Genomic DNA, 25146 nt, shown 5'->3' with positions numbered 1-25146 from the left:
GCCGACCGCGGCTGCTTCCAGCGGCGAGGGGTTGCCCTGCCGTGCACCGATCCTGGCCGCGCGGTCAGGGGACCTGGAGGTCGATGCCGAGGTCTGCCGGGGTGAAGTGCCGGACGTCGTCGGTGGACAGGCCGTCGTCGGTGCCGCGGAGGACCCAGAAGCCGCCGGTCCTCCCGCGGCCGTGGCCGGGGGCGGAGGCGACGACGTCGGCGTGGCCGTCGCCGTCCACGTCCAGCAGCGGGCCGAGCGGGGCGAACCTGTCCGAGCCGTACGGGTTGTGGGTGCCGGGGACGCCGGGGGTGTCCAGGTCGACGGCCTGCGGCTGCTGCGGGGCGTCGGGGCCGTAGCGGTCGGGGATGCCGTCGGCGCTGCCGGGCAGGAGGGTCAGCCGGCCGCTGCCGCGGTCCTTGTAGGGGGTGGCGACCACCAGGTCCGGGCGGCCGTCGCCGGTGACGTCCCCGGCGAGGGCGGCCGCCCCGAAGCCGTCGCCGCCCTGCGGGTCGCCGGGGACGCCGGGGGCGGCCTGGTCCAGGGCGGTCACCGGCCGGCCGCCGCCGAGGCCGGCGCGGGAGCCGTGGACGATCCGCAGGCTGCCGGGATCCTCCGGGCCGCCCTGCGGCTGCCGGTCCACGGGGGCGGGGACGCCCGCGAACAGGTCGTCGATGCCGTCGCCGTCGGCGTCCCCGGCCGAGAAGGCCGCTGCGGGATCCTCGCCGAGCGTGCCCGCCAGCGCCGAGTCGAGGCGGCCCCCGGCCTCCTCGTCCGGGACGAGGCCGCCCTTGCCGCCCGAGCGGACGGCGAAGCCGCGCAGGCCCTCGGGGGCGGAGTCGTCCTGCTCGGCGTCGAAGTAGTACTGCAGGACGGCGTCGGTGCAGCCGTCGCCGTCGAAGTCGCCGGTGGTGGTGTGCCGCGGACTGGCGTACCCGTCGAGGTCGGCGGTGAACGGGGCGGTGCGGGCCGGGGTGCCGTCCTCGTCGAACGGCCCGTACAGCACGGCGCCGGGCACGGGCTCCCGCACCGTTTCGGCGGGGTCGCCGCGGCCGCCGTGGCCGTCGTCGAGCAGGTCGGGGTTCCCGTCGCAGTCGAAGTCGCCGACAGCGCCCGCCGCGAAGCCCTCCTCGCCGACGGGGCGGGGGTCGGCCGGGCCGTGCGGCCCGCCGCGCAGCACGACGGTCCGCACGGGCTTCCCGGCGCCGCCGTCGCCGACGCCACCGTCGCCGCGCTGCACAGCCAGGTCGGTGAAGCCGTCCCCGTCGAGGTCGGCGCGCAGCGGGGCCCCGAAGAAGCCGGCCTCGTGGACGGTGGCGCCGGGCACGTGCAGGCCGCCGGCCGAGCCGAGGACGACGACGAGGCGCTCGGGCGGGAAGGCCTTGCCGGACCTGCTCCCCGGCCGGACGACGGTGACGAGGTCGTCGTAGCCGTCGCCGTTGAGGTCCTCGGCGGCCGGGGAGTCCTGGGCCCGGCCGGTCCCGGGCCCGTCGCCGCTGCTGCTGCAACCGGAGAGCAGGAGCGACGCGCAGAGCGCGGCGCCGACGGCGCCGGCCGCCGGGCGGACGGACGTGCGTACGGGCACGGTGGCCCCTTCCGGTGGGCGGTTGATCCGCTTGTTCGGACTCCTCGGCAGGACCTTCGGTTGCACCCGGGCCGCGAGGGACCGGAAGACCCCGCGGGGGAGGACGCCGGGGGAGGGCGCCGGGTGAGGAGGCCGGGTGAGGAGGCCGGGGGAGGGGCCCGCGGACAGGGCCGGCAGGACCGGCAGGACCGGCAGGACCGGCGGGACCGGCAGGACCGGCGGGGACGCGGAACGGCCGGTGCCGCCGCCCCCGACGGGGCGGCGGCACCGGCCGCTGTGCGTGCGGTGCGCCCGGGAGGGCGCCCCGCGTCGCGGTGCTACTTCGCGGGCTCGGGCTCCGGCGCGGTGGTGGCGTCGGCGGCGCCGGCCGGGTCGGCCGGGGTCTTCACCGAGTCCAGCAGCAGCTGGGAGACGTCGACGACCTGGAGGTTCTCCTTGGCCTTGCCGTCGTTCTTCTTGCCGTTGACGGAGTCGGAGAGCATGACGAGGCAGAACGGGCAGGCGGTGGAGACGATGTCGGGGTTGAGCGACAGCGCCTCGTCCACGCGCTCCTCGTTGATGCGCTTGCCGATCCGCTCCTCCATCCACATCCGCGCGCCGCCGGCGCCGCAGCAGAAGCCCCGCTCCTTGTGGCGGTGCATCTCCTCGTTGCGCAGGCCGGGCACCTTGGCGATGATCTCGCGCGGCGGCGTGTAGACCTTGTTGTGGCGGCCCAGGTAGCACGGGTCGTGGTAGGTGATCAGACCCTCGACCGGGGTGACCGGGATCAGGCGGCCCTCGTCGATCAGGTGCTGGAGCAGCTGGGTGTGGTGGATGACCTCGTACTCGCCGCCGAGCTGCGGGTACTCGTTGGCGATGGTGTTGAAGCAGTGCGGGCAGGTCGCGACGATCTTCTTCTTGGACTTGGGGAGCTTGGTGCTCTCGTCCTCGTCGTCCTCGCCGAAGGCCATGTTCAGGGCCGCGACGTTCTCCTGGCCGAGCTGCTGGAAGAGGAACTCGTTGCCCAGGCGGCGGGCGGAGTCACCGGTGCAGTTCTCCTCGCCGCCCATGATCGCGAACTTGACGCCCGCGATGTGCAGCAGCTCGGCGAAGGCCTTGGTGGTCTTCTTCGCCCGGTCCTCCAGGGCGCCGGCGCAGCCGACCCAGTACAGGTAGTCGACCTCGGTGAGGTCCTCGACGTCCCGTCCGACGACCGGGACCTCGAAGTCGACCTCCTTGGTCCACTCCAGGCGCTGCTTCTTGGCCAGGCCCCAGGGGTTGCCCTTCTTCTCCAGGTTCTTGAGCATCGTGCCCGCCTCGGACGGGAACGAGGACTCGATCATGACCTGGTAGCGGCGCATGTCGACGATGTGGTCGATGTGCTCGATGTCGACGGGGCACTGCTCGACGCAGGCGCCGCAGGTGGTGCAGGACCACAGCACGTCCGGGTCGATGACGCCGTTCTCCTCGAGCGTGCCGACCAGCGGGCGCTCGGCCTCGGCCAGGGCGGCCGCGGGGACGTCCGCGAGCTGCTCGGCGGTGGCCTTCTCCTCGCCCTCGGCGTCCTTGCCGCCGCCGGCCAGCAGGTAGGGGGCCTTGGCGTAGGCGTGCTCGCGCAGCGACATGATCAGCAGCTTCGGCGAGAGCGGCTTGCCGGTGTTCCAGGCGGGGCACTGCGACTGGCAGCGGCCGCACTCGGTGCAGGTGGAGAAGTCGAGGATGCCCTTCCAGGAGAAGTGCTCGACCTGGGAGACGCCGAACTGGTCGTCCTCGCCCGGGTCCTCGAAGTCGATCGGCTTGCCGGCCGAGGTCATCGGCTGCAGGGCGCCCAGCGCCACGTCGCCGCTGGACTCGCGCTTGAACCAGATGTTCGGGAAGGCCAGGAAGCGGTGCCAGGCCACGCCCATGTTGGTGTTCAGGCTGACCGTGATCATCCAGATGAACGAGGTGCTGATCTTGATGCCGGCGAAGAGGTAGACCAGGGTCTGCAGCGTGCCGGCGTCCAGGCCGCTGAAGGCGGCGACCAGCGGGTACGAGACGAAGTACGCCGCCTCGTAGCCCTCGACGCCGTGCAGTGCGCCCTCGAGGCCGCGCAGGACCAGGATCGCGACGCCGATGGTGAGGATGACGTACTCGACGAAGTAGGCCTGCCAGGCGATCGACCCGGCGAAGCGGGACTTGCGGCCGGCCCGCACGGGCAGGTTCAGCAGCCGGATGGCGATGAGCACCACGATGCCGAGGACCGTCATCAGGCCGATGAACTCGACGTACATCTCGAACGGCAGCCAGGTGCCGATGACCGGCAGCACCCAGTCGGCCTGGAAGAGCTGCCCGTACGCGGTGGCCAGCGTCGGCGGCAGGGTGAGGAAGCCGACCGCCACGAACCAGTGCGCGACACCGACCAGGCCCCACTTGTTCATGCGGGTGTGGCCGAGGAACTCCTTGACCAGGGTGATGGTGCGCTGCTTCGGAGCGTCCGTGCGCGTACCCGCCGGGACCGGCTGGCCGAGCTTGACGAAGCGGTAGATCTGCGCGACGGCGCGAGCGATGAGCGCAACGCCGACCGCCGTGAGGACCAGCGACACGATGATCGCGGCGAGTTGCATGGAGGCTCCTCGAACCTGCGAGAGCGGGAAAAATCTATGAGATTACTAAGCAGTAACTTAACTGATCCATCCGAGGTTACCCAGGATCCCGGACGACCAGAAGTCGACCGGCCGGTGATCTGCGTCGCGCAGGGTTGCCTTGCCCGCCTGCGGGAAGCCGGGAGGGGTCCGGAATGCACCGTTGTCGTCCCCATGCTCCCAGCTTCGGGCCGCATCCGTCGGCGCAGGGGGCCGGAAAAGGGTACCGGCAAGTAAGTTGAGTCGGCTCCACTCAGGTCTCTTGACGCATTCCGGTCCGTGAGGCACTCTTGAGCCTGTTCCACTCAAGTCAGCTGGAGGATCCGAAATGGCACGTGCGGTCGGCATCGACCTGGGCACAACCAACTCCGTCGTCAGTGTTCTCGAGGGCGGTGAGCCCACCGTCATCACCAACGCCGAGGGTGCCCGGACCACGCCGTCCGTCGTCGCCTTCGCCAAGAACGGCGAGGTGCTGGTCGGCGAGGTCGCGAAGCGCCAGGCGGTCACCAACGTCGACAGGACCATCCGCTCGGTCAAGCGCCACATGGGCACCGGCTGGAAGGTCGGGATCGACGAGAAGGACTTCAACCCGCAGCAGATCAGCGCCTTCATCCTGCAGAAGCTGAAGCGCGACGCGGAGGCCTACCTCGGCGAGAAGGTCACGGACGCGGTCATCACCGTCCCGGCCTACTTCAACGACGCCGAGCGCCAGGCCACCAAGGAGGCCGGCGAGATCGCGGGCCTGAACGTCCTGCGCATCGTCAACGAGCCCACCGCGGCCGCCCTCGCCTACGGCCTGGAGAAGGACGACCAGACGATCCTCGTCTTCGACCTCGGCGGCGGCACCTTCGACGTCTCCCTGCTGGAGATCGGCGACGGTGTGGTCGAGGTCAAGGCCACCAACGGCGACAACAACCTCGGCGGCGACGACTGGGACCAGCGCGTCGTCGACCACCTGGTCAAGCAGTTCCAGGCAGGCCACGGCGTGGACCTGTCCAAGGACAAGATGGCGCTGCAGCGCCTGCGCGAGGCCGCCGAGAAGGCGAAGATCGAGCTGTCCTCGTCCACCGAGACCACGATCAACCTGCCCTACATCACGGCCTCCGCCGAGGGCCCGCTCCACCTGGACGAGAAGCTCACCCGCTCGCAGTTCCAGCAGCTCACCGCGGACCTGCTCGAGCGCTGCAAGATCCCGTTCCACAACGTCATCAAGGACGCCGGCATCCAGCTGTCCGAGATCGACCACGTGGTCCTGGTCGGCGGCTCCACCCGCATGCCGGCCGTCGCCGAGCTCGTCAAGGAGCTGACCGGCGGCCGCGACGCCAACAAGGGCGTCAACCCGGACGAGGTCGTCGCCATCGGCGCCGCCCTGCAGGCCGGCGTGCTGCGCGGCGAGGTCAAGGACGTCCTGCTGCTCGACGTCACCCCGCTGTCCCTGGGCATCGAGACCAAGGGCGGCATCATGACCAAGCTGATCGAGCGCAACACCACGATCCCCACCAAGCGCTCGGAGATCTTCACCACGGCCGAGGACAACCAGCCGTCGGTGCAGATCCAGGTCTACCAGGGCGAGCGCGAGATCGCGGCGTACAACAAGAAGCTCGGCATGTTCGAGCTGACGGGCCTGCCGCCGGCCCCGCGCGGCGTGCCGCAGATCGAGGTCTCCTTCGACATCGACGCCAACGGCATCATGCACGTCGGCGCCAAGGACCTCGGCACCGGCAAGGAGCAGAGGATGACCGTCACCGGCGGCTCCGCGCTCCCGAAGGAAGACATCGAGCGCATGATGCGCGACGCCGAGCAGTACGCGGAGGAGGACCACAAGCGCCGCGAGGCCGCCGAGATCCGCAACCAGGCCGAGCAGCTCGTCTACACGACCGAGAAGTTCCTGGCCGACAACGCCGAGAAGGTCCCGGCCGAGCTGAAGACCGAGGTCGAGGCCGCCGTCTCCGACCTCAAGGAGAAGCTCAAGGGCGAGGACACCGCGGCGATCCGCGAGGCCACCGAGAAGGTCGCCGCCACCAGCCAGAAGCTGGGCTCGGCGCTCTACGCCAACGCCCAGGGCGAGGCCGGGGCGGAGGGCGGTCCGGCCGGTGACGCCGGCCAGGCCAAGGCCGACGAGGACGTCGTCGACGCCGAGATCGTCGACGACGACAAGCGTCAGGGCGGTGCGGCGTGACGGAGGAGACTCAGGGCTTCGGCCAGGAGCCCTCCGACGTCCCCCCCGAACAGGCCGAGGCCGCGAAGAACGAAGCGGCGGAGGCCGCCGGGTCCGCCGAGGAGGCGGGCCCGGCCCCGGCCGGGGACGCGACAGCGCCGTCCGAGGACCAGCTGCGGCAGGTCCGCGACCAGCTGTCCGAGCGCACTGCGGACCTGCAGAGGCTCCAGGCCGAGTACCAGAACTACCGGCGGCGCGTGGAGCGGGACCGGGTCGCGGTCAAGGAGATCGCGGCCGCGAACCTGCTCTCCGAGCTGCTCCCGGTGCTCGACGACATCGGCAGGGCCCGTGAGCACGGCGAGCTGGTGGGCGGCTTCAAGGCCGTCGCCGAGTCCGTGGAGACGGTCCTCGCCAAGATGGGGCTGCAGCAGTTCGGCAAGGAGGGCGAGCCCTTCGACCCGCTGGTGCACGAGGCGCTGATGCACAGCTATGCGCCCGACGTCACCGAGACCACGTGCGTGCAGATCCTGCAGCCGGGGTATCGCGTCGGTGAGCGGACCATCCGCCCCGCCCGGGTCGCGGTGGCCGAGCCCCAGCCCGGTGTCACGCCGGCGCAGGGCACGGAGGCCGACGGGGCGGAGAAGTCGTCGGACGAGGAGAACGGTGGCCCCGAGAAGGGCTGACGAAGCATTCGTGGCGTACGCCGGGAAGGAGGGACGTCGAGGGTGAGTACCAGGGACTTCGTGGAGAAGGACTACTACAAGGTCCTCGGCGTCCCCAAGGACGCCACGGAAGCAGAGATCAAGAAGGCGTACCGCAAGCTGGCCCGGGAGTACCACCCCGACGCCAACAAGGGCGACGCCAAGGCCGAGGAGCGCTTCAAGGAGATCTCCGAGGCCAACGACGTGCTCGGCGACCCCAAGCGGCGCAAGGAGTACGACGAGGCGCGCTCCCTGTTCGGGGCGGGGGGCTTCCGGGCCGGCGGCGGGGGCGCCGGCGGGCCCGCCGGCTTCAACTTCGACCTGGGCGACCTCTTCGGGGGCGCCGCGGGCGGCCAGGCCGGCGGCTTCGGCGGCGGCCTGGGCGACGTCTTCGGCGGGCTGTTCAACCGCGGCACCGCCGGCACCCGCGCCCAGCCGCGCCGCGGCCAGGACATCGAGACCGAGGTGACGCTCAGCTTCACCGAGGCCGTGGAGGGCGCCACCGTCCCCCTGCGGATGTCCAGCCAGGCGCCGTGCAAGGCGTGCGCCGGCACCGGGGACAAGAACGGCACCCCGCGGGTCTGCCCGACCTGCGTGGGCACCGGGCAGGTCTCCCGGTCCCAGGGCGGCGGATTCGCCCTGTCCGACCCCTGCAAGGACTGCAAGGGCCGCGGCCTCATCGCGCAGGACCCGTGCGAGGTGTGCCGGGGCAGCGGCCGCGCCACCAGCTCGCGCACCATGCAGGTGCGCATCCCGGCGGGCGTCTCGGACGGGCAGCGCATCCGGCTGCGCGGCAAGGGCGCACCGGGCGAGCGCAACGGCCCGGCGGGCGACCTGTACGTCGTCGTGCACGTCGAGTCGCACCCGGTCTTCGGCCGCAAGGGCGACAACCTCACCGTCACCGTCCCCGTCACCTTCCCGGAGGCGGCCCTCGGCGGCGAGGTGCGGGTCCCCACCCTCGGCGGTCCTCCGGTGACGCTGCGGATCCCGGCCGGCACGCCCAACGGCCGGACCATGCGGGCCCGCGGCAAGGGGGCCGTGCGCAAGGACGGCACCCGCGGAGACCTGCTGGTGACGATCGAGGTCGCCGTCCCCCGGGACGTGAGCGGCAAGGCGCTCGAGGCACTGGAGTCCTACCGGGACGCCACCGCGGGGGAGGACCCGCGGGCGGAGCTGTTCAAGGCCGCGAAGGGAGCATGACATGGAAGGCCGAGCGGACCGTGGCAGGCAGCAGCAGTACCAACCACCCAGGGCCTACCAGCTGACCGAGGAGACCCCGGTCTACGTGATCTCGGTGGCCGCGCAGCTCTCGGGCCTGCACCCGCAGACCCTCCGCCAGTACGACCGCCTCGGCCTGGTCTCCCCGGACCGCACGGCCGGACGGGGCCGCCGCTACTCCGCGCGCGACATCGAGCAGCTGCGCGAGGTGCAGCGGCTCAGCCAGGACGAGGGGATCAACCTCGCCGGCATCAAGCGGATCATCGAACTGGAGAACCAGGTCGCCGCGCTCCAGGCGCGCGCGGCCGAACTCCAGGCCGCCCTGGAGGCCACCGCGGCGTCCGCGCGGCAGCGCGAGGCCGCCGTCCACGCCTCCTACCGGCGCGACCTCGTGCCCTACCAGCAGGTGCAGCAGTCCAGCGCCCTGGTGGTCTGGCGCCCCAAGCGCCCCAAGAGGCAGCAGCAGCGCTCGGCCGACTGACCCGTCCGAACGGCCCCCCGTACCGGCCCCGCCGCCCCTTCCCGGGCGGCGGGGCCGGTGCGTTCCCGCGCTCCCGCGTTTCTGCGACGGGTGGGCGGCAGACCGGAACCACGAATCGGTTGTGAACCGACTTCACAGGGTTTATATTCGAAGCCACGCGCAACCACCGTGTTGTCGAACCGGTGATTGCCTTCCGGATTCCTGTGGGGGAAAACCATGCGCAAGCGCGCCACCTTCGCCGTACTCGCCGCCGCCACCGTGCTGGGCGGCCTCGCCGCCCCGGCCGCGCAGGCCGACGACGTCCAGGGCGAGACCCGGATCACGAACGTCGTCGTCAACGGCGGCAAGGACATCGTGGTCGGCACCACCAAGGCCAAGACGGTCACCGCCACCGTGACCGCCACCGACGCCTCGGGGATCGAGGACGGCGACGTCTACCTGTGGCGCGGCGCCGACCCCGAGAACCCCGACGGCTTCATCGTCTCCAACGAGGACGCGGCGAACTGCGTCGCCTCCAGCGCCACCACGTCCACCTGCTCGGTCACCCTCACCGTCGACCCGGCGTGGCTCTTCAACACCGACGCCGGCACCTGGAAGGTCGGCGTCTGGGCCTGGGGCGCGGACGGCGACTACGCCAACGTGGACGCGTTCAGGACCACCCGGCTCCAGCGGTACTCCAAGCTGACGGCCAACGCCTCGCCCGAGCCGGTGAAGAAGGGTGCGACCCTGACCGTCAGCGGGAACCTGACCCGCGCCAACTGGGACACCCAGGTGTACGCGGGCTACACCAACCAGCCGGTCAAGCTGCAGTTCCGCAAGGCGGGCACCGACACGTACAGCACCGTCAAGACGGTGTACACCGGCTCCGGCGGTGCGCTGAGGACCACGGTCACGGCGTCCGCGGACGGCTACTGGCGCTGGAACTTCGCCGGCACCTCCACCACCCCGGCGGCCAAGGCCACCGGCGACTACGTCGACGTCCAGTAACCCCGACCGGACAACCGCCCCGACCCGACGACGCGTGCGCCGGGCCGCTGAGTGCAGCGGCCCGGCGCCGTCGCGTCCGGGCCCCGCCGGGCCGCACCGGCCGCCGGCGGATTCGTGGCGGCAAGGGGGGGTGACGGGACCCGCGCGGCGGGCGCACGATGGAAGGGTCACGAGGGGCTCCGCCGTCGTCGGAGCGGGCCCGCCGGACCTGCCGAGGGCGGCGAACGGGCCCCGCGGGCCAGGAACGGCCCGATGGAAGGAGGCCGCCGTGATGGAGGTCAAGACGACCGACAAGCCGGACGAGCGCCGGGACTTCCCCAAGGGACACCTCGAAGCCCTCCACCTGACGGGGCTGGACTTCGCCGTCGCCACCTTCGAGCCCGGATGGCGCTGGTCGGAGTCGGTGGGTCCGCTCGCCGGAACCGACAGCTGCCGGGTCCACCACAACGGGTACGTCGTCTCGGGGCGGATGCGCATCCGCATGGACGACGGGGCGGAGGCCGAGGTCGGACCCGGCGACGTCTTCGTGTGCCCGCCGGGGCACGACGCCTGGACCGTCGGCGACGAACCGTGCGTGATGCACGACTTCGCCGGAACGATGGCCAAGGAGTACGCCAAGCCGGCACAGGCCTGACGCCCCACCGCGGCGCCGCACCGGACGACCGCGGCGGCGTCGACGACGGACGACGACAACGACGGACGACGACAACGGGAAACGGGGGAGGGGAGACCGGATGGCTGGTGGGGCCGGAACGGTCTCCCTCGCCGTGTTCCGCTCGCTGATGTGGGCGCGCCCGCGCCTGGCGGCGGGCGGCGCGGTGCTGGCGGCGGGCGGTGCGCTGCTGCTGTCGGTGGGCGGGGAGGCCGGTGCGGTGCGGGCCGTGGCCGGGGCCGGGGCGGTGGCCCTGGGGGCGGCCGCGGTGTTGGCCGCGTGCTGCTTCGTCTTCGCCCCCCGGGCACCCCGGCGCGAGGCGGCCGTGCTCCGGCCGCCGCTGGCGGGACCCTGGGTACGGGCCTCCCGTCACGGACCCCGTCCGCACACGCTGGCCCGCAGCTTCGCGGTGGAGCTGGCGCCCGTGCCCGGGCCGGGGGAGCCGCCCGCACGGGGCGGGCCGTCCGGGGCGGGCGCGGTGGTTCTCGCCCCGGCGGACGGGACGGTCGTCGCCGTGCACGGGACGGCCCGCGACCACCGGACCGGCACGGGGGTCGCGGGAGCCGTACGGGCGGCGGCGGGCCGCACGGCGGGGCGGCTGCTGCGGGAGGCGTTCGGGGCGCGCGCGGTGTTCGGCAACCACATCGTGCTGGACCTGCACGACGGGACGCACGTGCTCCTCGCCCACCTGCGCCGCGGCAGCATCCGGGTGACGGTCGGGGAGGAGGTCCGCGCGGGCCGGCCGCTGGCCGGGTGCGGGACTTCCGGGAGCGTGGGCGTGCGCGGGGAGCCGCGGCTGCACGTCCAGGTGATGGACCGCCCCTGGCCGGGCCGCGCGGCGGTCGGCGTGCCGCTCGTCCTCCGAGAGGGGAACGGCGCCGGGGGCGGGCCCGGGCATGGCTTGGAGTCCGCGTCCGGATCCGGACGCGGGCCCGCCTGACCGCCCTGCCGGGCCCGGCGGGTCAGTCGGCGGCCGGCTGCGGGGGCCGGACGCTGCCCATGGCGCGGGTGAGGGCGATCTCGATGACGACGCGCTCCGGATTCGGGGTAGGCGTGCGGCCGTAGCGCTGTGCGTAGCGGTGCTCCGCCTCGGCGACCGCCTCGCGGTCGTCGCTGACCCGGGCGACGCCCTCCAGGGTGGCCCAGCGGGCCCGGTCGACCTGGCAGACGGCCACTCGGGCCCCCTCGGGCCCGGCGGCCAGGACGTTGCGCACCTTCCGGCTGCTCCGGCGGGCGATCACCCGGGCCAGTCCGGCGTCCGGGTCGTACGTCACCCCGACGGGGACGACGTGCGGGGTGCCGTCCGGGCGGGGCGTGGTGAGCGTGCACAGGTGGCGTTCCGCCCAGAAGGCGGAGTATGCCGGATCGGGAGAACGTGGATCGAGCGCCATGCGAAGACGCTACCGCTCACCGGGTTGAGTGGAATAGACTCAACTTGCTTCAGGTTGAACCTGGCAAGGCAAGAGGCAGGGCACGAGCTGCCCCGGGACCGGGGACCGCGGGCCGGGCAGCAGCCACGAGCAGGAGGAGACACCGCAGGTGGACGCCGAGCTGACCAACAAGAGCCGGGCAGCGCTGAACGCCGCGACGTCCGGCGCCGTTTCCGCAGGACACCCCGACCTGACCCCCGCGCACCTGCTGCTCGCGCTTCTGGGCAGCGAGGACAACGAGAGCATCCAGGACATGCTGGCCGCCGTCGGCGCCGACACCGCCGAGCTGCGGTCCGCCACCGAGCGGCTGCTGGCCGCCCTGCCGAGCGTGCAGGGCTCCACCGTCGCGCCCCCGCAGGCCTCCCGCGACCTGCTCGCGGTCCTCGCCGAGGCCGACAGGCTGGCCCGCGACCTGGGCGACCAGTACATCTCCACCGAGCACCTGCTGATCGGCCTGGCGGCCAAGGGCGGGCAGGCGGGCGAGCTGCTCAACCGGCAGGGCGCGACCGCCGACAGGCTGCTGGAGGCGTTCGAGGCCGCCCGCGGCGGCCGGCGCGTCACCGACCCCGACCCCGAGGCCACCTACAAGGCGCTGGAGAAGTACGGCACCGACTTCACCCGGGCCGCCCGCGAGGGCAAGCTCGACCCGGTCATCGGCCGCGACAACGAGATCCGCCGCGTCGTGCAGGTCCTCTCCCGCCGCACCAAGAACAACCCGGTGCTCATCGGCGAGCCCGGCGTCGGCAAGACCGCCGTCGTCGAGGGGCTGGCCCAGCGCATCGTCAAGGGCGACGTGCCCGAGTCGCTGCGCAACAAGCGCCTGGTCGCCCTCGACCTCGGCGCGATGGTCGCCGGCGCCAAGTACCGCGGCGAGTTCGAGGAGCGGCTCAAGGCCGTCCTCGGCGAGATCAAGGACAGCGACGGGCAGATCATCACCTTCATCGACGAGCTGCACACCGTCGTCGGCGCGGGCGCCGGCGGCGACTCGGCGATGGACGCGGGCAACATGCTCAAGCCCATGCTGGCCCGCGGCGAGCTGCGCATGGTCGGCGCCACCACCCTGGACGAGTACCGCGAGCGCATCGAGAAGGACCCGGCGCTGGAGCGCCGCTTCCAGCAGGTGCTGGTCGCCGAGCCCAGCGTCGAGGACACCATCGCGATCCTGCGCGGCCTGAAGGGCCGCTACGAGGCGCACCACAAGGTGCAGATCGCGGACTCCGCCCTCGTCGCCGCCGCCACCCTGTCCAACCGCTACATCACCTCCCGCTTCCTCCCCGACAAGGCCATCGACCTCGTCGACGAGGCCGCCTCCCGGCTGCGCATGGAGATCGACTCCTCCCCCGTCGAGATCGACGAGCTCCAGCGCTCCGTCGACCGGCTGCGGATGGAGGAGATGGCGCTGGCCAACGAGGCCGACCCGGCCTCCGTCCAGCGGCTGGAGACGCTGCGCAAGACCCTCGCCGACAAGGAGGAGGAGCTGCGCGGCCTGACCGCCCGCTGGGAGAAGGAGAAGGAGGGCCTGAACAAGGTCGGCGCCCTCAAGGAGCGCCTGGACGACCTGCGCGGCCAGGCCGAGCGGGCCGAGCGCGACGGCGACTTCGAGACGGCCTCCCGCCTGATGTACGCCGACATCCCCGCCCTGGAGCGGGAGCTGGCCGAGGCCACCGAGGCCGAGGCCGAGCAGCAGCGCTCCACCATGGTCAAGGAGGAGGTCGGCCCGGACGACGTCGCCGACGTGGTCTCCGCCTGGACCGGCATCCCCGCCGGCCGCCTGCTGGAGGGAGAGACGCAGAAGCTGCTGCGCATGGAGGACGAGATCGGCCGCCGGCTGATCGGCCAGCGCGAGGCCGTGCGCGCCGTCTCCGACGCGGTGCGCCGCTCCCGCGCCGGGCTCGCCGACCCCGACCGGCCCACCGGTTCCTTCCTCTTCCTCGGCCCCACCGGTGTCGGCAAGACCGAGCTGGCCAAGGCGCTCGCCGAGTTCCTCTTCGACGACGAGCGGGCCATGGTCCGCATCGACATGAGCGAGTACGGCGAGAAGCACAGCGTCGCCCGGCTCGTCGGCGCCCCTCCCGGGTACGTCGGCTACGAGGAGGGCGGCCAGCTCACCGAGGCCGTGCGGCGCCGCCCGTACAGCGTGATCCTGCTGGACGAGGTGGAGAAGGCCCACCCCGAGGTCTTCGACATCCTGCTGCAGGTCCTCGACGACGGCCGGCTCACCGACGGCCAGGGCCGCACCGTGGACTTCCGCAACACCATCCTCGTCCTCACCTCCAACCTCGGCTCGCAGTTCCTGATCGACCCGACGCTGGGCGAGGAGGAGAAGCGGGAGGCGGTGCTGGAGGTCGTCCGCACCTCCTTCAAGCCGGAGTTCCTCAACCGGCTCGACGCCACCGTGGTGTTCACCGCCCTCGGCAGGGAGGAGCTGCGGCGCATCGCCCGGCTGCAGACCGACCGCCTCGCCGAGCGGCTCAAGGACCGCCGCCTGACCCTGGACGTCACCGACGCCGCCCTGGACTGGCTGTCCGTGGAGGGCAACGACCCCGCCTACGGCGCCCGCCCGCTGCGCCGCCTGGTGCAGACCGCGATCGGCGACAGCCTGGCCCGGGAGATCCTGTCCGGCGAGGTGCGCGACGGCGACACGGTGAGGGTCGACGTCGACGACTCCGTCGACGGCGGGAAACTGACCGTCGGGGTCGTCGAGAAGGCGGAAAGCTGATCGGCGGGGTTGCCACGACCGGGAGCTGATGGGGGAGGATGGACCTTGATCCGTACGAAGGGAAACCCCACCGTGAGCATCGACCCGTCCGCGATTCCGAACTTCGGCGGCTCCTCGCAGCCGAATCCGCAGCAGGGCGGCCCCGGCGGGGCCGTCGTGCCCGACCAGAAGCTGGTCCAGGAGCTCCTGGACCAGATGGAACTCAAGCACACGATCGACGACGACGGAGACCTGGTCGCCCCCTGGGAGGGCTTCCGCGTCTACTTCATGTTCCGCAGCGACGAGGACAGCAAGAACCAGCTGTTCGCGGTGCGCACGTTCTACGACCGCGCGTACGACGCCGACAGCAAGCCCAGCCTGCTGGAGGTCGTCGACGAGTGGAACCGCCGCACCCTGTGGCCGAAGGTCTACACGATGACCCACCAGGAGGGCGACGCCTCCGTCGTCCGCCTCGTCGGCGAGGCGCAGACGGTCATCGGCCACGGGGTCGCGCTGGAGCACTTCGTCTCCAGCACGGTCGGCTGGGTGCAGGCGGCCGTCGAGTTCGAGCGCTGGATCGTCGAGCAGCTCGGCATCGACACCGCCAAGGAGAAGGAGGCCCGCGAGGCCGCCGCCGCGGCCGCGCAGGCCGAGGCCGCCGGGGAGAGCCCCGACGGCGAGGTCACCGGCACGGTCGACGGCGAGGCCGGCGACAAGGCCTGAGCCCCGCGAGACGCCCGGCGGCGGGCGGCACCTGTACCCACCGGTGCCGCCCGCCGCCGCCGTTCCCGGACGCCGTTCACCGGGCGCCCTTCACGGGGCGCCGTTCACAGGGCCTTGAGGCGGGCGACGGCCTCGGCCAGCACCTCCGGCCTCTTGCAGAAGGCGAACCGGACGAAGGGCGCACCGGCGTCGGCGTGGTCGTAGAAGACCGCGTTGGGGATGGCGACCACCCCCACCCGCTCCGGCAGCGCACGGCAGAAGGCCACGCCGTTCGTGCGGCCCAGGGGGCGGATGTCGGCGGTGACGAAGTAGGTGCCCTGCGGGCGGAAGACCCCGAACCCGGCCTCGGCCAGCCCGGTGGCCAGCAGGTCCCGCTTGCCCCGCAGGTCCTCCAGGAAGCCGCGGAAGTAGCTGCCGGGCAGCCGCAGCGCCTCGGCGACCGCGTACTGGAACGGGCCGCCGGAGACGTAGGTCAGGAACTGCTTGGCCGTGCGCACCGCCGTCACCAGCTCCGGCGGGCCGGTGATCCAGCCGATCTTCCAGCCGGTGAAGGAGAACGTCTTGCCGGCGGAGGAGATGGTGACCGTGCGTTCCCGCATCCCCGGCAGGGAGGCCAGGGGGACGTGCTCGCCCTCGAAGACCAGGTGCTCGTACACCTCGTCGGTGACCACCAGCAGGTCGTGCTCCTGCGCGATCGCGGCGACCGCGGCCAGCTCCTCGCGGGTGAGGACCGTGCCGGTGGGGTTGTGCGGGGTGTTGAGCAGGATCAGCCGGGTGCGGGGCGTGACGGCCGCGCGCAGCTCGTCCGGGTCCAGGACGAACGCCCCGTCCGACGGCCGCAGGGTCACCGGCACCCGGGTGCCGCCGGCCATGGCGATGCACGCCGCGTACGAGTCGTAGTACGGCTCCAGGGCGATCACCTCGTCGCCCGGCTCCACCAGGGCCAGCAGGGCGGCGGCGATCGCCTCCGTGGCGCCCGCGGTCACCAGCACCTCGGAGTCCGGGTCGTACTCGGTGCCGTACCAGCGGTGCTGGTGGTCGGCGACGGCCCGGCGCAGCTCCGGCACGCCGGGGCCCGGCGGGTACTGGTTGCCGCGGCCGTCCCGCAGCGCCCGTACGGCCGCTTCGCGCACGGCCTCGGGGCCGTCCGTGTCGGGGAACCCCTGGCCGAGGTTGATGGCGCCCGTGCGCTGGGCGAGTGCCGACATCTCGGCGAAGACCGTGGTCCCGAAGCCGGCGAGGTTGCGGTTGAGCGGTGGCCGTTCCATGCCGGACATCCTCCGCCGGATGCGGGCGCTTCCTCAACCTCTCCTCCGGCACGGTTCCCGCGCACCCGGGGTGCGCGTTCCGCGGAGGACCGCCCCCCGAGAAGGCCCCCCGCCCCGGGCCGGGGGTCAGTCGCCGGGGCAGGTCCGGCGGACGTGGTCGCCGCTGCCGGGGGCGGTGACGCCCAGGTCCCGCCGGACGATGCTCAGGGTGCCGCCCCACCGCCGGCACGCGTCGGCGAGCGCGGCGTCGGTGTACTCGACGACGATCACGTCGTCCCCGAACTCCTCGGTGTAGACGTCGCACTCGTCGTAGCGGGCGCACTCCTCCGCCACTGCGAAGTCCAGGCCCGAGTCGGCCCGGTGGGCGGCCAGTTCGGGGGTGTTCTTCTGGGCCACCGCCAGGCCCCGCTCGTGGGCGTACCGGGAGATCAGGGTGATCATTGCCCTGGCGTGGGCGGCGGTGAGCCGGCCCCCGCTGCGCGTGTAGGAGTCGTAGTTGTCGGGTTCCACCGCGTCGTAGCCCTTGTCCGCGCACTGCGCGGTCCAGCGGTCGACCCGCTCGGCGATCCTGGCGCGCCGGCCGGGCGTCGAGATGTCGAGGAGGGCCTCGTCCCAGTCCTCGTCGACGACGGGCCGGCCGTCCCCGTCCCGGAGGACGAGGTCGTGGTCCCAGTCGTCCTCCTTGCCCGGCTGGGCCTGGAAGGCGTTGACGTAGCAGATGTTGTAGAGGCCCTCGGCGGGTTCGGCGGCCCGGTCCCGGGCGACGACCTCGGTCCCGGCGGGGGGCGGGTAGGCGCCGCCGAGCTGGTAGTCGAACACGGCGCCCGCGGGCGGCGGGACGACGGCGGGGGCGGGGGCGGAAGGGGGCGCGCAGGCGGCCGGAGCGAGGACGACCGCGGCCAGCACCGCTGCGCCGGCCGCGGACGGGACGCCGCGGGGAAGGCGTGCGCGGGGGAGGCGTGCGCGGGGAGTCCGGGCCGCGGTGGCTGTCTGCACGCAGGCATCGTCCACCGAACCTCTGGAATTCCTCAACCGCGCTTTCCGGGGTGCGGGCGGGGGGTATCCCCCGGACAAGGAGGGGACGGGGAGGCCCGTCCCGGATTCCTTCGGGGGAAAGGAGTACAGGATGGGGACCTTCATCCTGATTCTCGTGAGCGTGGCCGTGGTGATCGCGGTGGCGAGGAGCACGTCCGGCGACCGGTCCGGGAGGTCGAAGCGGCGCCGGGACCGCAAAGGCAGCTGGTGGACGGGCGGCGGTGGCGGCGGCTGCGGCAGCGGCGGCAGCAGTTGCGGCAGCAGCTGCGGTGGTGGCTGCGGCGGCGGGGACTGACAGGCGCCCGCCGCGCGGGGCGATGCCCCTGCCGAACCTCTGGTATTCCTCAACTGTGCTTTCGCCGAGGACGGTCGAGGGCATCACCTGCGCACGACAGCGGGCGGGCGGGGGCCCGCCCCGGGGGACCTCGGGGGCCGAGGGGGAGAGGGGGAAGCGGGATGAGCGTCATTCTCGTGGTGTTCGCGTTGTTCATGGTGCTCGTGGTGGGGGTGATCGTCGCGGCCTTCGTCGCGGCGGTCGCCGCGGGCCGGTCACGCCGGACGGCGGGTCACCGCAGTGGTGGCAGCGGCGGTGGCAGCGGCGGCAGTTGGTGGGCCGGTGACACCACGAGCAGCTCGGGCTCCTCGTGCGGCGGCTCGGGCGGAGGCTCGTCCTGCGGCGGTGCCTCGTCGGACAGCGGCTCCTCGGGCGGCTCCTCGTGCGGGGGGAGCTCCTCGGGCGGCTCCTCGTGCGGCGGGAGCTCCTCGGGCGGCTCCTCGTGCGGCGGGGGCTCCTCGTGCGGCGGCGGGAGCTGACACCCCGTCCGTCATCCGTCGGAAGCCGGCCGACGGGGGCGGGGCCGGGGCCGTGGGCGCCCGGCCCGCTCCCGGTCGAACTCTCCGGGCGAGGGGAACACCTGAACAGGTAGCCCCTCCGAAGAGGGAAAACTGCTCCGATTGGGTAAAACCGGTGGGAGCGGTACGCACATCATGATTGCGTACTTCCGGACCCCGCGTGGGCACGGGCCGACGGGGCGTCACCCCGCTCCTCCCGGGGCCGACGGGCCCACCGATCCACTGCGCGCCTGTGGAGCCGACCCATGCTCATTTCCCTGAAGACCGCCTACTGCGACACGCGGGCGGAAGACCTGGCCTGGGCCCTGGGAAGGGAACCGATACCCGCCCTGGCCACCCTGGACCTGGATCTGGGCGGTGTTTCCGGCCGGGTCCAACTGCGCCTGCTCGGCGCCTCCCACCAGGTGATCCTCGACGACGAGCACGGAGGCTGCTCGGAGACCGTCGCCTGCCTGCCGGGGAGGAGCATGCCGCTGCCCGCCGGGGCGGCCGAGCGGGTCGGCGACTGGGACTACGAGTTCGCCGCGCACGTCGACAAGCTCTCCCGGCACGCCTTCACGACGAGGGCCCAGGAACTCCTCGCCCTCGTGGCGGACCACCCCAACGGGCTCGCCGGAACCTTCCCCGGTGACGACCACGCCTTCACCGCGCTGCTGGTGCGGTGCCTGGACGACAGGATCCAGTGGCGCACCTGGCACGCCTATCCCCAGGAGGGCCAGGTGGTGATGACCAGGACCCGGATCGTGCGGCACCCCTGAGATCCGGCCCCTGCCCCGCCACCCCGTCCGACACCTGCGACCCAAAAGCTCCGAAACCACCCGTGAAGGTGACGGGAGTTGTGCATGGTGTGACGTAACGTGCAAATGTGATCGACCAGTTGAAGCCGGCCGCCGCACAACCGCTCCCCGTCTCCCCGGGGGTCGGACGGGCCCTCGTGCTGCTCTGCGTCTTCGTCTGCGCCGCCTGCGGGCTCGTCTACGAACTCGAACTGGTGGCGGTGGCCGGCTACCTGTCCGGCGACTCGGTCACCCAGACCTCCGTCGTGCTGTCGGTGATGGTCTTCTCCATGGGCGTCGGCTCGCTGCTGGCCAAGCGGTGGCGGTGCCGGGCGGCCGCGGGGTTCGCCGTCGTCGAGGTGCTGCTGTCCCTGGCCGGCGGGCTCTCCGTCATGGCCCTGTACGCGTCCTTCGCCTGGCTCGGGCAGTCGCGGGCGGTGCTGGTGGTCTTCTGCGTGGTCATCGGGGTGCTCATCGGTGCTGAGATCCCGCTGCTGATGACCCTCATCCAGCGCATCCGGCACCAGGACGCGGGCGGCGCCGTGGCGGACCTGTTCGCCGCCGACTACGTGGGCGCCCTCGTCGGCGGGCTGGCCTTCCCCTTCCTGCTGCTGCCCTGGCTGGGGCAGTTGACCGGGGCCATGCTGACCGGGGCCGTCAACGCGGTGGCCGGAGGGGCCCTGGTGGTGGGCCTGTTCCGGCACGACCTCGGCCGCCGGACCCGCAGGGCGCTGACCGGCGGGCTCGTCGCCGCCCTGGCGGTGCTGGGGCTCGCGGCGGCGTGCGCGGAGCCGTTCGAACGGGCCGCACAGCAGGCCGTCTACGAGCCGCGGGTACTCCTGTCCCGGGACACAGGGGTGCAGCAGGTCGTCGTCACCGGGGGAACCCCCCGGGGTGCCGCGGCCGCCGGGTCCTCCCGGGAGGAGCCCGGGGCGTCCCCCGGAACGGCCGGCGCGAGGGGCACGGGGAAAGAGGACGAGGAGGAGTACGGGAAGGAAGGGACGGGGGCGGTGCGCGGCCCCGAGCCGCTGCGGCTCTTCCTCGACGGGCGGCTCCGGGCGGACGCGGCGGACGGGCACCGCTACCACGAGGCCCTGGTGCACCCGGCCATGTCCGGACCCCACCGGAACGTGCTGGTGGTCGGCGGCGCAGACGGGCTCGCCCTGCGCGAGGTGCTCCGCCACTCCTCGGTGAGGTCGGTGACCGTCGTCGACGCCGACCGCGAACTCCTCCGGCTGGCCCGGACCGACCCGGGCCTCACCGCGCTCAACGGCCGTGCGCACGAGGACCCCAGGGTCCGCCACGTGGTCGCGGACGTCTTCGCATGGCTGCGCGGAAGGGGAACCGGGACGGAGTACGACGTGGTGGTCGTCGACCTGCCCGCCCCGCCCGCGGCGGACAGCGCCAAGCTGTACTCGAGGGAGTTCTTCGGACTGGCCAGCCGGGCCATGGCCCCGGGCGGCCGACTGGCGGTCCACGCCGGTTCCGCGGCCCGGCAGCCGCAGGCGTACTGGACGGTGGACGCCACCGTGCGCTCCGCGGGCCTGCGGACGGTCCCGTACCGCGTGGACGCCGCGTACGCCGGGGCCGGGCCGGGCACCGCGGACGGCACCGCGGACGGCACCGCGGCGCGTGCGCCGGGCCCGGGCGGGCGGCGCCCCGCCGACTGGGGGCTGATCCTGGCCGCGCGGCAGAAGCCCGTGCTGGCCCCCGGCCCCACTGCCCCCGGGCTGCGGTCCCTCACCCGGGAATCCCTGCACCGGGCGGCCCGCGCCGCCGCCCGGCACCGCCCCGCCGTGCCGCCGCAGCCGTCGACCCTGGTGCGTCCCCGCTACCCGGGCTGACGGCGCCGGCCGCCGATCCCCGCAACGCGGGCGATGTTCCGGCGCACGGTGGGTAGGCTCCGTCGACATGGAGCATGAGGTGTTCGTCCCGCACGCGGCCGACGAGGTGCGCCGGGCGCTGGCCGACGCCGACCGGCTCGCGCGGTCGATCCCCGGCTTCCAGCGCGAGGCGGGCGGCGAACGCGACGGAGGAATCGAGAGCCCCCCGGCCGACGGGGCCGCGCTGAGCGGGCGGCTGAAGCTGCGGGTCGGCAGCTCGACCATCACCTACCGCGGAACCCTGCGCGTCACCGCCCGGGGGGACGGGTTCGCCGTCGAGGCGGAGGGCACCGAGGCGCGCGGCACCGGAGAGGTCCGCCTCGCCCTGGAGATCGGGGTCGAGACGGCGCGGGCCGACACCCTGGGGACGCTGCTCAGCTTCACCGGGAGCCTCCGGGCGGACGGGCGCACCGCAGAGTTCGAGGAGCGGGCCGCGGAGGCGGCCGGACACCGCCTGCTGGACCGGATCGTCGCCGGGCTCGTCGAGGGGCTGCCCGCCGTTCCACCCGGGGCGGCAGGCACGGACGCGGACGAGGCGGACGGGACGCGGGTGGACGACGCCGAGGACGTACTGGACGAGGTGGACACGGTCAACGGCACCGACGGCCCGGTGCTCCCCCAGCAGAGCGAGCCGGGCCCCGCGCCCGGCCTCGACGCCGGGGCCGGGGCCGAAACGAGGCCCGGGGCCGTCCCCGAGCCCGAGCCCGAAGCCGCCCCCGAGCCCGAGCCCGAAGTAGAGCCCGAGCCCGAAGCAGAGCCCGAGCCCGAGCCCGAAACCGGCAGCGGGCCCGAGCTCGGCAGCACGCCCGGGTCCGGTGCCGATTCCGCAGCCGGGGCCGGCCCCGGCGCGGGGCAGGTCCGTCCGGATCCCGCCGTCCCGGAGCCGGCACGCTCCGCCGACCGGGCCCCGGCGGACCAGCCGTCCGCGGACCCGGTGCCCGACCCCGTCGCGGCTGCCGCCGAGGGGGCGTCGGCCCGCCGCACGATGATCGGCCGCAGCGCCGAAGAGGTCGACCACGCGCCGCCGCGCGGCCGCTACGCGCCCGAGGGCGTTCCTTCCGCCACCCCCGTCGGGGACGCCCTGCGGTGGGCGGCCCCCGCCGCGGCGCTGCTGGTGGCCTCCGCCGTCGTGGCCGGCCGTCTGCTGCGCCGCCGCCGGTAGCGGCCGCCGGGCCCGTCCGTCCTCCGCGGGCGGGGCCGCGCCGATACGCTTCTCCGGGGCGGTACGACCGTCGTGCGGCGGTGCCGCGGAGCCGCGGGCCCGCGGCCGCCGCGAAGCCGAAGTCCCCGAGCAACGAGGCCAACGGAGGAGCGGGCGCAGGTGTCCACGCACGAGGAGTCCACGGCAGCCCTTGGGCGGCGCGAGATCCGCCTATCCCGCGGCGACGCCGAACTGACACTCCTTCCGGGAGCGGGGGGCCGGATCGGCTCCCTGCGGATCGCCGGCACGGAACTGCTGCGGCAGGGGGCCGGGTACGGGTCGTTCCCGATGGCCCCGTGGTGCGGACGGACCGCGCAGGGACGCTTCCTCAACGGCGGCGTCCGCCACCAGCTGCCGCTGAACTCCCCGCCGCACGCGATGCACGGCCCCGTGCACGACGCCGCCTGGCGCACCGCGCGCGCCGACGGCACCTCCGCCGTCCTCGTCCACGACCTCGCCGAGCCGTGGCCGTACCCGGGCCGGGTCACCCAGGTCTTCGAGCTGGGCGAGGACGCGCTCACCCTCACCCTGGCGGTCGAGACGACCGGCGACTCCTTCCCCGCCCAGGCCGGCTGGCACCCGTGGTTCCTGCGCCGGACGGACGGCGGGGCGTACGGGGGCGGCGGCCCCGTCGAGCTGGACTTCGCCCCGGCGTGGCAGGAGGAGCGGGGCGAGGACCACATCCCCACCGGCCGCCGCACCGAGCCGCGCCCGGGGCCGTGGGACGACTGCTTCGGCATGCCGGACGGGGTGGACGTGACGCTGACCTGGCCCGGACGCCTGGAGCTGCGGGTCACCAGCGCCGCCGAGTGGGTCGTCGTCTACGACGAGCAGAAGGAGGCGGTCTGCGTGGAGCCCCAGAGCGGCCCGCCGAACGGCCTGAATACCGCTCCGCGGCTGGTCACCCCGATCGATCCGCTGGAGGTCACCACCACCTGGCGGTGGCGGGCCCTCGGATAGGGTCGAGGGCATGAGCGACGTCCGTGACGCCCTGCTGGCGCAGATCAAGGAAAAGGCCGTGGTGCACGGCAAGGTCACCCTGTCCTCGGGGCAGGAGGCCGACTACTACGTCGACCTGCGCCGGATCACCCTGGACGGCACGGCGGCCCCGCTGGTCGGCCGGGTGATGCTGGACCTCACCGCCGACCTGGAGTACGACGCCGTCGGCGGCCTGACCCTGGGCGCCGACCCGGTGGCCGCCGCGATGCTGCACGCCGCCGCCGCCCGCGGCCGCACCCTGGACGCCTTCGTGGTCCGCAAGGCCGGCAAGGCGCACGGCCTGCAGCGGCGGATCGAGGGCCCGGACGTGAAGGGCCGCAGGGTGCTGGCGGTCGAGGACACCTCCACCACCGGCGGCTCGGTGCTGACCGCCGTCGAGGCGCTGCGCGAGGCGGGCGCCGAGGTCGTCGGAGTGGCCGTGATCGTGGAGCGCGGTGCGGCGCCGGCGATCGAGGAGGCCGGACTCCCGTACTACCAGGCCTACTCGCTGCAGGACCTGGACCTGGGCTGACGCCCGGGCCCGCTCCTCGCGGGCGCCCGGGGGCCGAAGGCTCCCACCGGCCGGGCCCTCCCGGCCCTCCCCGCCCTCCCGTCCGTCCCGCCCGGTGCCGCACGGCGCCGGGCGCGGCCGTTCGGCGAGGACGTCCGGCGAGACCGTTCGGCGATGACGCCCGGGCCGGCCCGGACCCGGCCGGTCGTTTCACGTGAAACAGTCCGGTAGGCCCTGTGCATCCGCACCGTGGACCATGTATGGAGCTTCGGCACTTGTCTGGGAAGATGGGGCCGACGACGATGTCGACACGGTAGCCGCAACCCGCACACCCAAGGAGCGGTCAGATGCCCATCGCAACTCCCGAGGTCTACGCCGAGATGCTGGACCGGGCGAAGGCAGGAAAGTTCGCCTACCCGGCGATCAACGTGACCTCGTCGCAGACGCTGATCGCCGCGCTGAGGGGCTTCGCCGAGGCCGAGAGCGACGGCATCCTGCAGATCTCCACCGGCGGTGCCGAGTTCATCTCCGGCCAGCGGGTGAAGGACATGGTGACCGGCGCCCACGCCCTCGCCGAGTTCGCCCACGTCGTCGCCGAGAAGTACGACGTGACGGTGGCGCTGCACACCGACCACTGCCCCAAGGAGAAGCTGGACGGCTACGTCCGCCCGCTGATCAAGCTCTCGCAGGAGCGCGTCGCGGCCGGGCAGAACCCGCTGTTCCAGTCCCACATGTGGGACGGCTCCGCGGAGAACCTCGACGACAACCTGGCCATCGCCCAGGAGCTGCTCGTCGAGACCGCCAAGGCGAAGATCATCCTCGAGATGGAGATCACCCCCACCGGCGGCGAGGAGGACGGCGTCTCCCACGAGATCAACGACAGCCTCTACACCACCGTCTCCGACGCGCTGCGCACCGCCGAGGCCGTCGGCCTGGGCGAGAAGGGCCGCTACCTGCTGGCCGCCTCCTTCGGCAACGTGCACGGCGTCTACAAGCCGGGCAACGTCAAGCTGCGCCCGTCCATCCTGCGCGAGCTGCAGGACGAGGTCGGCCGCCGCTACGGCAAGCAGGACCCGTTCGACTTCGTCTTCCACGGCGGCTCCGGCTCGACGATCGAGGAGATCAACGAGGCCCTGGAGAACGGCGTCGTGAAGATGAACATCGACACCGACACCCAGTACGCCTTCACCCGCCCCGTCGCGGACCACATGTTCAAGAACTACGACGGCGTGCTCAAGATCGACGGCGAGGTCGGCTCGAAGAAGCTCTACGACCCGCGCGCCTGGGGCAAGTCGGCCGAGGCCGGCATGGCCGCCCGCGTGGTCGAGGCCTGCGCCAACCTGCGCTCCGCCGGCACGAAGCTCAAGTAACGACGGCAGCCGCACGCACGGGAGGGGGTCGGGAACCGCACGGGCGGT

The 25146-nt window shown here is 73.3% G+C and carries 22 protein-coding genes; 17 read left to right on the top strand and 5 right to left on the bottom strand.

From position 1 onward, the window contains the following. Positions 1 to 64: 64 nt before the first annotated feature. Both GQS52_RS11905 and GQS52_RS11900 read right to left on the bottom strand, forming a co-directional pair. Positions 65 to 1573, bottom strand: coding sequence for an FG-GAP repeat protein (locus GQS52_RS11905; RefSeq protein WP_182313404.1), 1509 nt, complete (start codon positions 1571 to 1573; stop codon positions 65 to 67). A 317-nt stretch (positions 1574 to 1890) separates the two neighbouring features. Next, positions 1891 to 4158, bottom strand: coding sequence for a (Fe-S)-binding protein (locus GQS52_RS11900; protein ID WP_182313402.1), 2268 nt, complete (start codon positions 4156 to 4158; stop codon positions 1891 to 1893). Positions 4159 to 4504: 346 nt separating this feature from the next. Here GQS52_RS11900 and dnaK point away from each other — a divergent pair, with 346 nt between their 5' ends. The 7 genes from dnaK to GQS52_RS11865 all read left to right on the top strand — a co-directional run bounded on the left by dnaK (position 4505) and on the right by GQS52_RS11865 (position 11313). Continuing rightward, a complete protein-coding gene (dnaK, locus tag GQS52_RS11895) occupies positions 4505 to 6355 on the top strand; it encodes a molecular chaperone DnaK (RefSeq protein WP_182313400.1) in 1851 nt (616 codons plus the stop codon). Next, positions 6352 to 7017 (top strand): nucleotide exchange factor GrpE, encoded by a 666-nt coding sequence (gene grpE / locus GQS52_RS11890; RefSeq protein WP_182313398.1) that lies wholly within the window; start codon positions 6352 to 6354, stop codon positions 7015 to 7017. The genes dnaK and grpE overlap by 4 nt, the downstream gene beginning before the upstream one ends. A 42-nt stretch (positions 7018 to 7059) precedes the next feature. Continuing rightward, positions 7060 to 8235 carry a molecular chaperone DnaJ gene (gene dnaJ, locus GQS52_RS11885; protein WP_182313397.1) on the top strand — a complete coding sequence of 392 codons (1176 nt, stop codon included), beginning with the start codon at positions 7060 to 7062 and terminating at the stop codon, positions 8233 to 8235. Position 8236: 1 nt separating this feature from the next. After that, positions 8237 to 8734: a helix-turn-helix transcriptional regulator gene (locus tag GQS52_RS11880; protein ID WP_259370720.1), complete on the top strand. Its 498-nt coding sequence runs from the start codon at positions 8237 to 8239 to the stop codon at positions 8732 to 8734. Between the two features lie 216 nt (positions 8735 to 8950). Next, positions 8951 to 9721 carry a DUF5707 domain-containing protein gene (locus GQS52_RS11875; RefSeq protein WP_182313395.1) on the top strand — a complete coding sequence of 257 codons (771 nt, stop codon included), beginning with the start codon at positions 8951 to 8953 and terminating at the stop codon, positions 9719 to 9721. Between the two features lie 268 nt (positions 9722 to 9989). Then, entirely contained in the window at positions 9990 to 10355 is a 366-nt protein-coding gene (locus GQS52_RS11870) for a cupin domain-containing protein (protein WP_182313393.1), read from the top strand. A gap of 100 nt (positions 10356 to 10455) precedes the next feature. Then, a complete protein-coding gene (locus tag GQS52_RS11865; RefSeq protein WP_182313391.1) occupies positions 10456 to 11313 on the top strand; it encodes a M23 family metallopeptidase in 858 nt (285 codons plus the stop codon). A gap of 22 nt (positions 11314 to 11335) precedes the next feature. Here the strand turns inward: GQS52_RS11865 and GQS52_RS11860 are convergent, their stop codons facing one another. Continuing rightward, on the bottom strand, positions 11336 to 11764 hold the full coding sequence (locus GQS52_RS11860; protein ID WP_182313389.1) for a TIGR03618 family F420-dependent PPOX class oxidoreductase: 429 nt from the start codon (positions 11762 to 11764) through the stop codon (positions 11336 to 11338). A 148-nt stretch (positions 11765 to 11912) separates the two neighbouring features. Here GQS52_RS11860 and clpB point away from each other — a divergent pair, with 148 nt between their 5' ends. Both clpB and GQS52_RS11850 read left to right on the top strand, forming a co-directional pair. Beyond that, positions 11913 to 14522 carry an ATP-dependent chaperone ClpB gene (gene clpB / locus GQS52_RS11855; protein ID WP_182313388.1) on the top strand — a complete coding sequence of 870 codons (2610 nt, stop codon included), beginning with the start codon at positions 11913 to 11915 and terminating at the stop codon, positions 14520 to 14522. Positions 14523 to 14594: 72 nt separating this feature from the next. Beyond that, a complete protein-coding gene (locus tag GQS52_RS11850) occupies positions 14595 to 15224 on the top strand; it encodes a YbjN domain-containing protein (RefSeq protein ID WP_182316379.1) in 630 nt (209 codons plus the stop codon). A gap of 104 nt (positions 15225 to 15328) precedes the next feature. Here the strand turns inward: GQS52_RS11850 and GQS52_RS11845 are convergent, their stop codons facing one another. Both GQS52_RS11845 and GQS52_RS11840 read right to left on the bottom strand, forming a co-directional pair. Beyond that, positions 15329 to 16501: a pyridoxal phosphate-dependent aminotransferase gene (locus GQS52_RS11845; RefSeq protein ID WP_182313387.1), complete on the bottom strand. Its 1173-nt coding sequence runs from the start codon at positions 16499 to 16501 to the stop codon at positions 15329 to 15331. Between the two features lie 117 nt (positions 16502 to 16618). After that, positions 16619 to 17395, bottom strand: a complete 777-nt coding sequence (locus GQS52_RS11840) for an endo alpha-1,4 polygalactosaminidase (protein WP_259371099.1) — start codon at positions 17393 to 17395, stop codon at positions 16619 to 16621. Positions 17396 to 17618: 223 nt separating this feature from the next. On the opposite strand from GQS52_RS11840, the gene GQS52_RS11835 reads away from it, so the two are divergent. From GQS52_RS11835 to fbaA, 8 genes are all read left to right on the top strand, one after another. Then, entirely contained in the window at positions 17619 to 17822 is a 204-nt protein-coding gene (locus tag GQS52_RS11835; protein ID WP_182313383.1) for a hypothetical protein, read from the top strand. A 161-nt stretch (positions 17823 to 17983) separates the two neighbouring features. Beyond that, on the top strand, positions 17984 to 18340 hold the full coding sequence (locus tag GQS52_RS11830; protein ID WP_182313381.1) for a hypothetical protein: 357 nt from the start codon (positions 17984 to 17986) through the stop codon (positions 18338 to 18340). Between the two features lie 284 nt (positions 18341 to 18624). Next, a complete protein-coding gene (locus tag GQS52_RS11825) occupies positions 18625 to 19137 on the top strand; it encodes a DUF2617 family protein (protein WP_182313379.1) in 513 nt (170 codons plus the stop codon). A 107-nt stretch (positions 19138 to 19244) separates the two neighbouring features. Beyond that, on the top strand, positions 19245 to 20999 hold the full coding sequence (locus GQS52_RS11820) for a spermidine synthase (RefSeq protein WP_182313376.1): 1755 nt from the start codon (positions 19245 to 19247) through the stop codon (positions 20997 to 20999). 67 nt (positions 21000 to 21066) lie between these two features. Further along, positions 21067 to 22200 (top strand): hypothetical protein, encoded by a 1134-nt coding sequence (locus GQS52_RS11815; protein WP_182313374.1) that lies wholly within the window; start codon positions 21067 to 21069, stop codon positions 22198 to 22200. A 159-nt stretch (positions 22201 to 22359) separates the two neighbouring features. Continuing rightward, entirely contained in the window at positions 22360 to 23199 is an 840-nt protein-coding gene (locus GQS52_RS11810) for an aldose 1-epimerase (RefSeq protein WP_259370719.1), read from the top strand. Between the two features lie 10 nt (positions 23200 to 23209). Beyond that, complete coding sequence (pyrE, locus tag GQS52_RS11805) at positions 23210 to 23749, top strand: orotate phosphoribosyltransferase (protein WP_182313372.1); 540 nt, start codon at positions 23210 to 23212, stop codon at positions 23747 to 23749. Positions 23750 to 24075: 326 nt separating this feature from the next. Then, positions 24076 to 25098, top strand: a complete 1023-nt coding sequence (gene fbaA, locus GQS52_RS11800) for a class II fructose-bisphosphate aldolase (protein ID WP_182313371.1) — start codon at positions 24076 to 24078, stop codon at positions 25096 to 25098. Positions 25099 to 25146: the final 48 nt, after the last annotated feature.

This window comes from Streptomyces sp. SCUT-3, assembly GCF_014083985.1.
GTDB lineage: Bacteria > Actinomycetota > Actinomycetes > Streptomycetales > Streptomycetaceae > Streptomyces_H > Streptomyces_H thermolineatus.
This window is presented reverse-complemented; position numbering and strand designations above follow the sequence as displayed.

Bases quoted from the DNA above. Each gene is read 5' to 3' on its own strand.
- dnaK (WP_182313400.1), top strand. From the start codon at position 4,505: ATGGCACGTGCGGTCGGCATCGACCTGGGCACAACCAACTCCGTCGTC.
- pyrE (WP_182313372.1), top strand. From the start codon at position 23,210: ATGAGCGACGTCCGTGACGCCCTGCTGGCGCAGATCAAGGAAAAGGCC.
- GQS52_RS11815 (WP_182313374.1), top strand. From the start codon at position 21,067: ATGGAGCATGAGGTGTTCGTCCCGCACGCGGCCGACGAGGTGCGCCGG.
- GQS52_RS11860 (WP_182313389.1), bottom strand. From the start codon at position 11,764: ATGGCGCTCGATCCACGTTCTCCCGATCCGGCATACTCCGCCTTCTGG.
- GQS52_RS11880 (WP_259370720.1), top strand. From the start codon at position 8,237: ATGGAAGGCCGAGCGGACCGTGGCAGGCAGCAGCAGTACCAACCACCC.
- GQS52_RS11875 (WP_182313395.1), top strand. From the start codon at position 8,951: ATGCGCAAGCGCGCCACCTTCGCCGTACTCGCCGCCGCCACCGTGCTG.
- GQS52_RS11865 (WP_182313391.1), top strand. From the start codon at position 10,456: ATGGCTGGTGGGGCCGGAACGGTCTCCCTCGCCGTGTTCCGCTCGCTG.
- GQS52_RS11835 (WP_182313383.1), top strand. From the start codon at position 17,619: ATGGGGACCTTCATCCTGATTCTCGTGAGCGTGGCCGTGGTGATCGCG.
- GQS52_RS11825 (WP_182313379.1), top strand. From the start codon at position 18,625: ATGCTCATTTCCCTGAAGACCGCCTACTGCGACACGCGGGCGGAAGAC.
- fbaA (WP_182313371.1), top strand. From the start codon at position 24,076: ATGCCCATCGCAACTCCCGAGGTCTACGCCGAGATGCTGGACCGGGCG.
- GQS52_RS11830 (WP_182313381.1), top strand. From the start codon at position 17,984: ATGAGCGTCATTCTCGTGGTGTTCGCGTTGTTCATGGTGCTCGTGGTG.
- GQS52_RS11900 (WP_182313402.1), bottom strand. From the start codon at position 4,158: ATGCAACTCGCCGCGATCATCGTGTCGCTGGTCCTCACGGCGGTCGGC.
- GQS52_RS11845 (WP_182313387.1), bottom strand. From the start codon at position 16,501: ATGTCCGGCATGGAACGGCCACCGCTCAACCGCAACCTCGCCGGCTTC.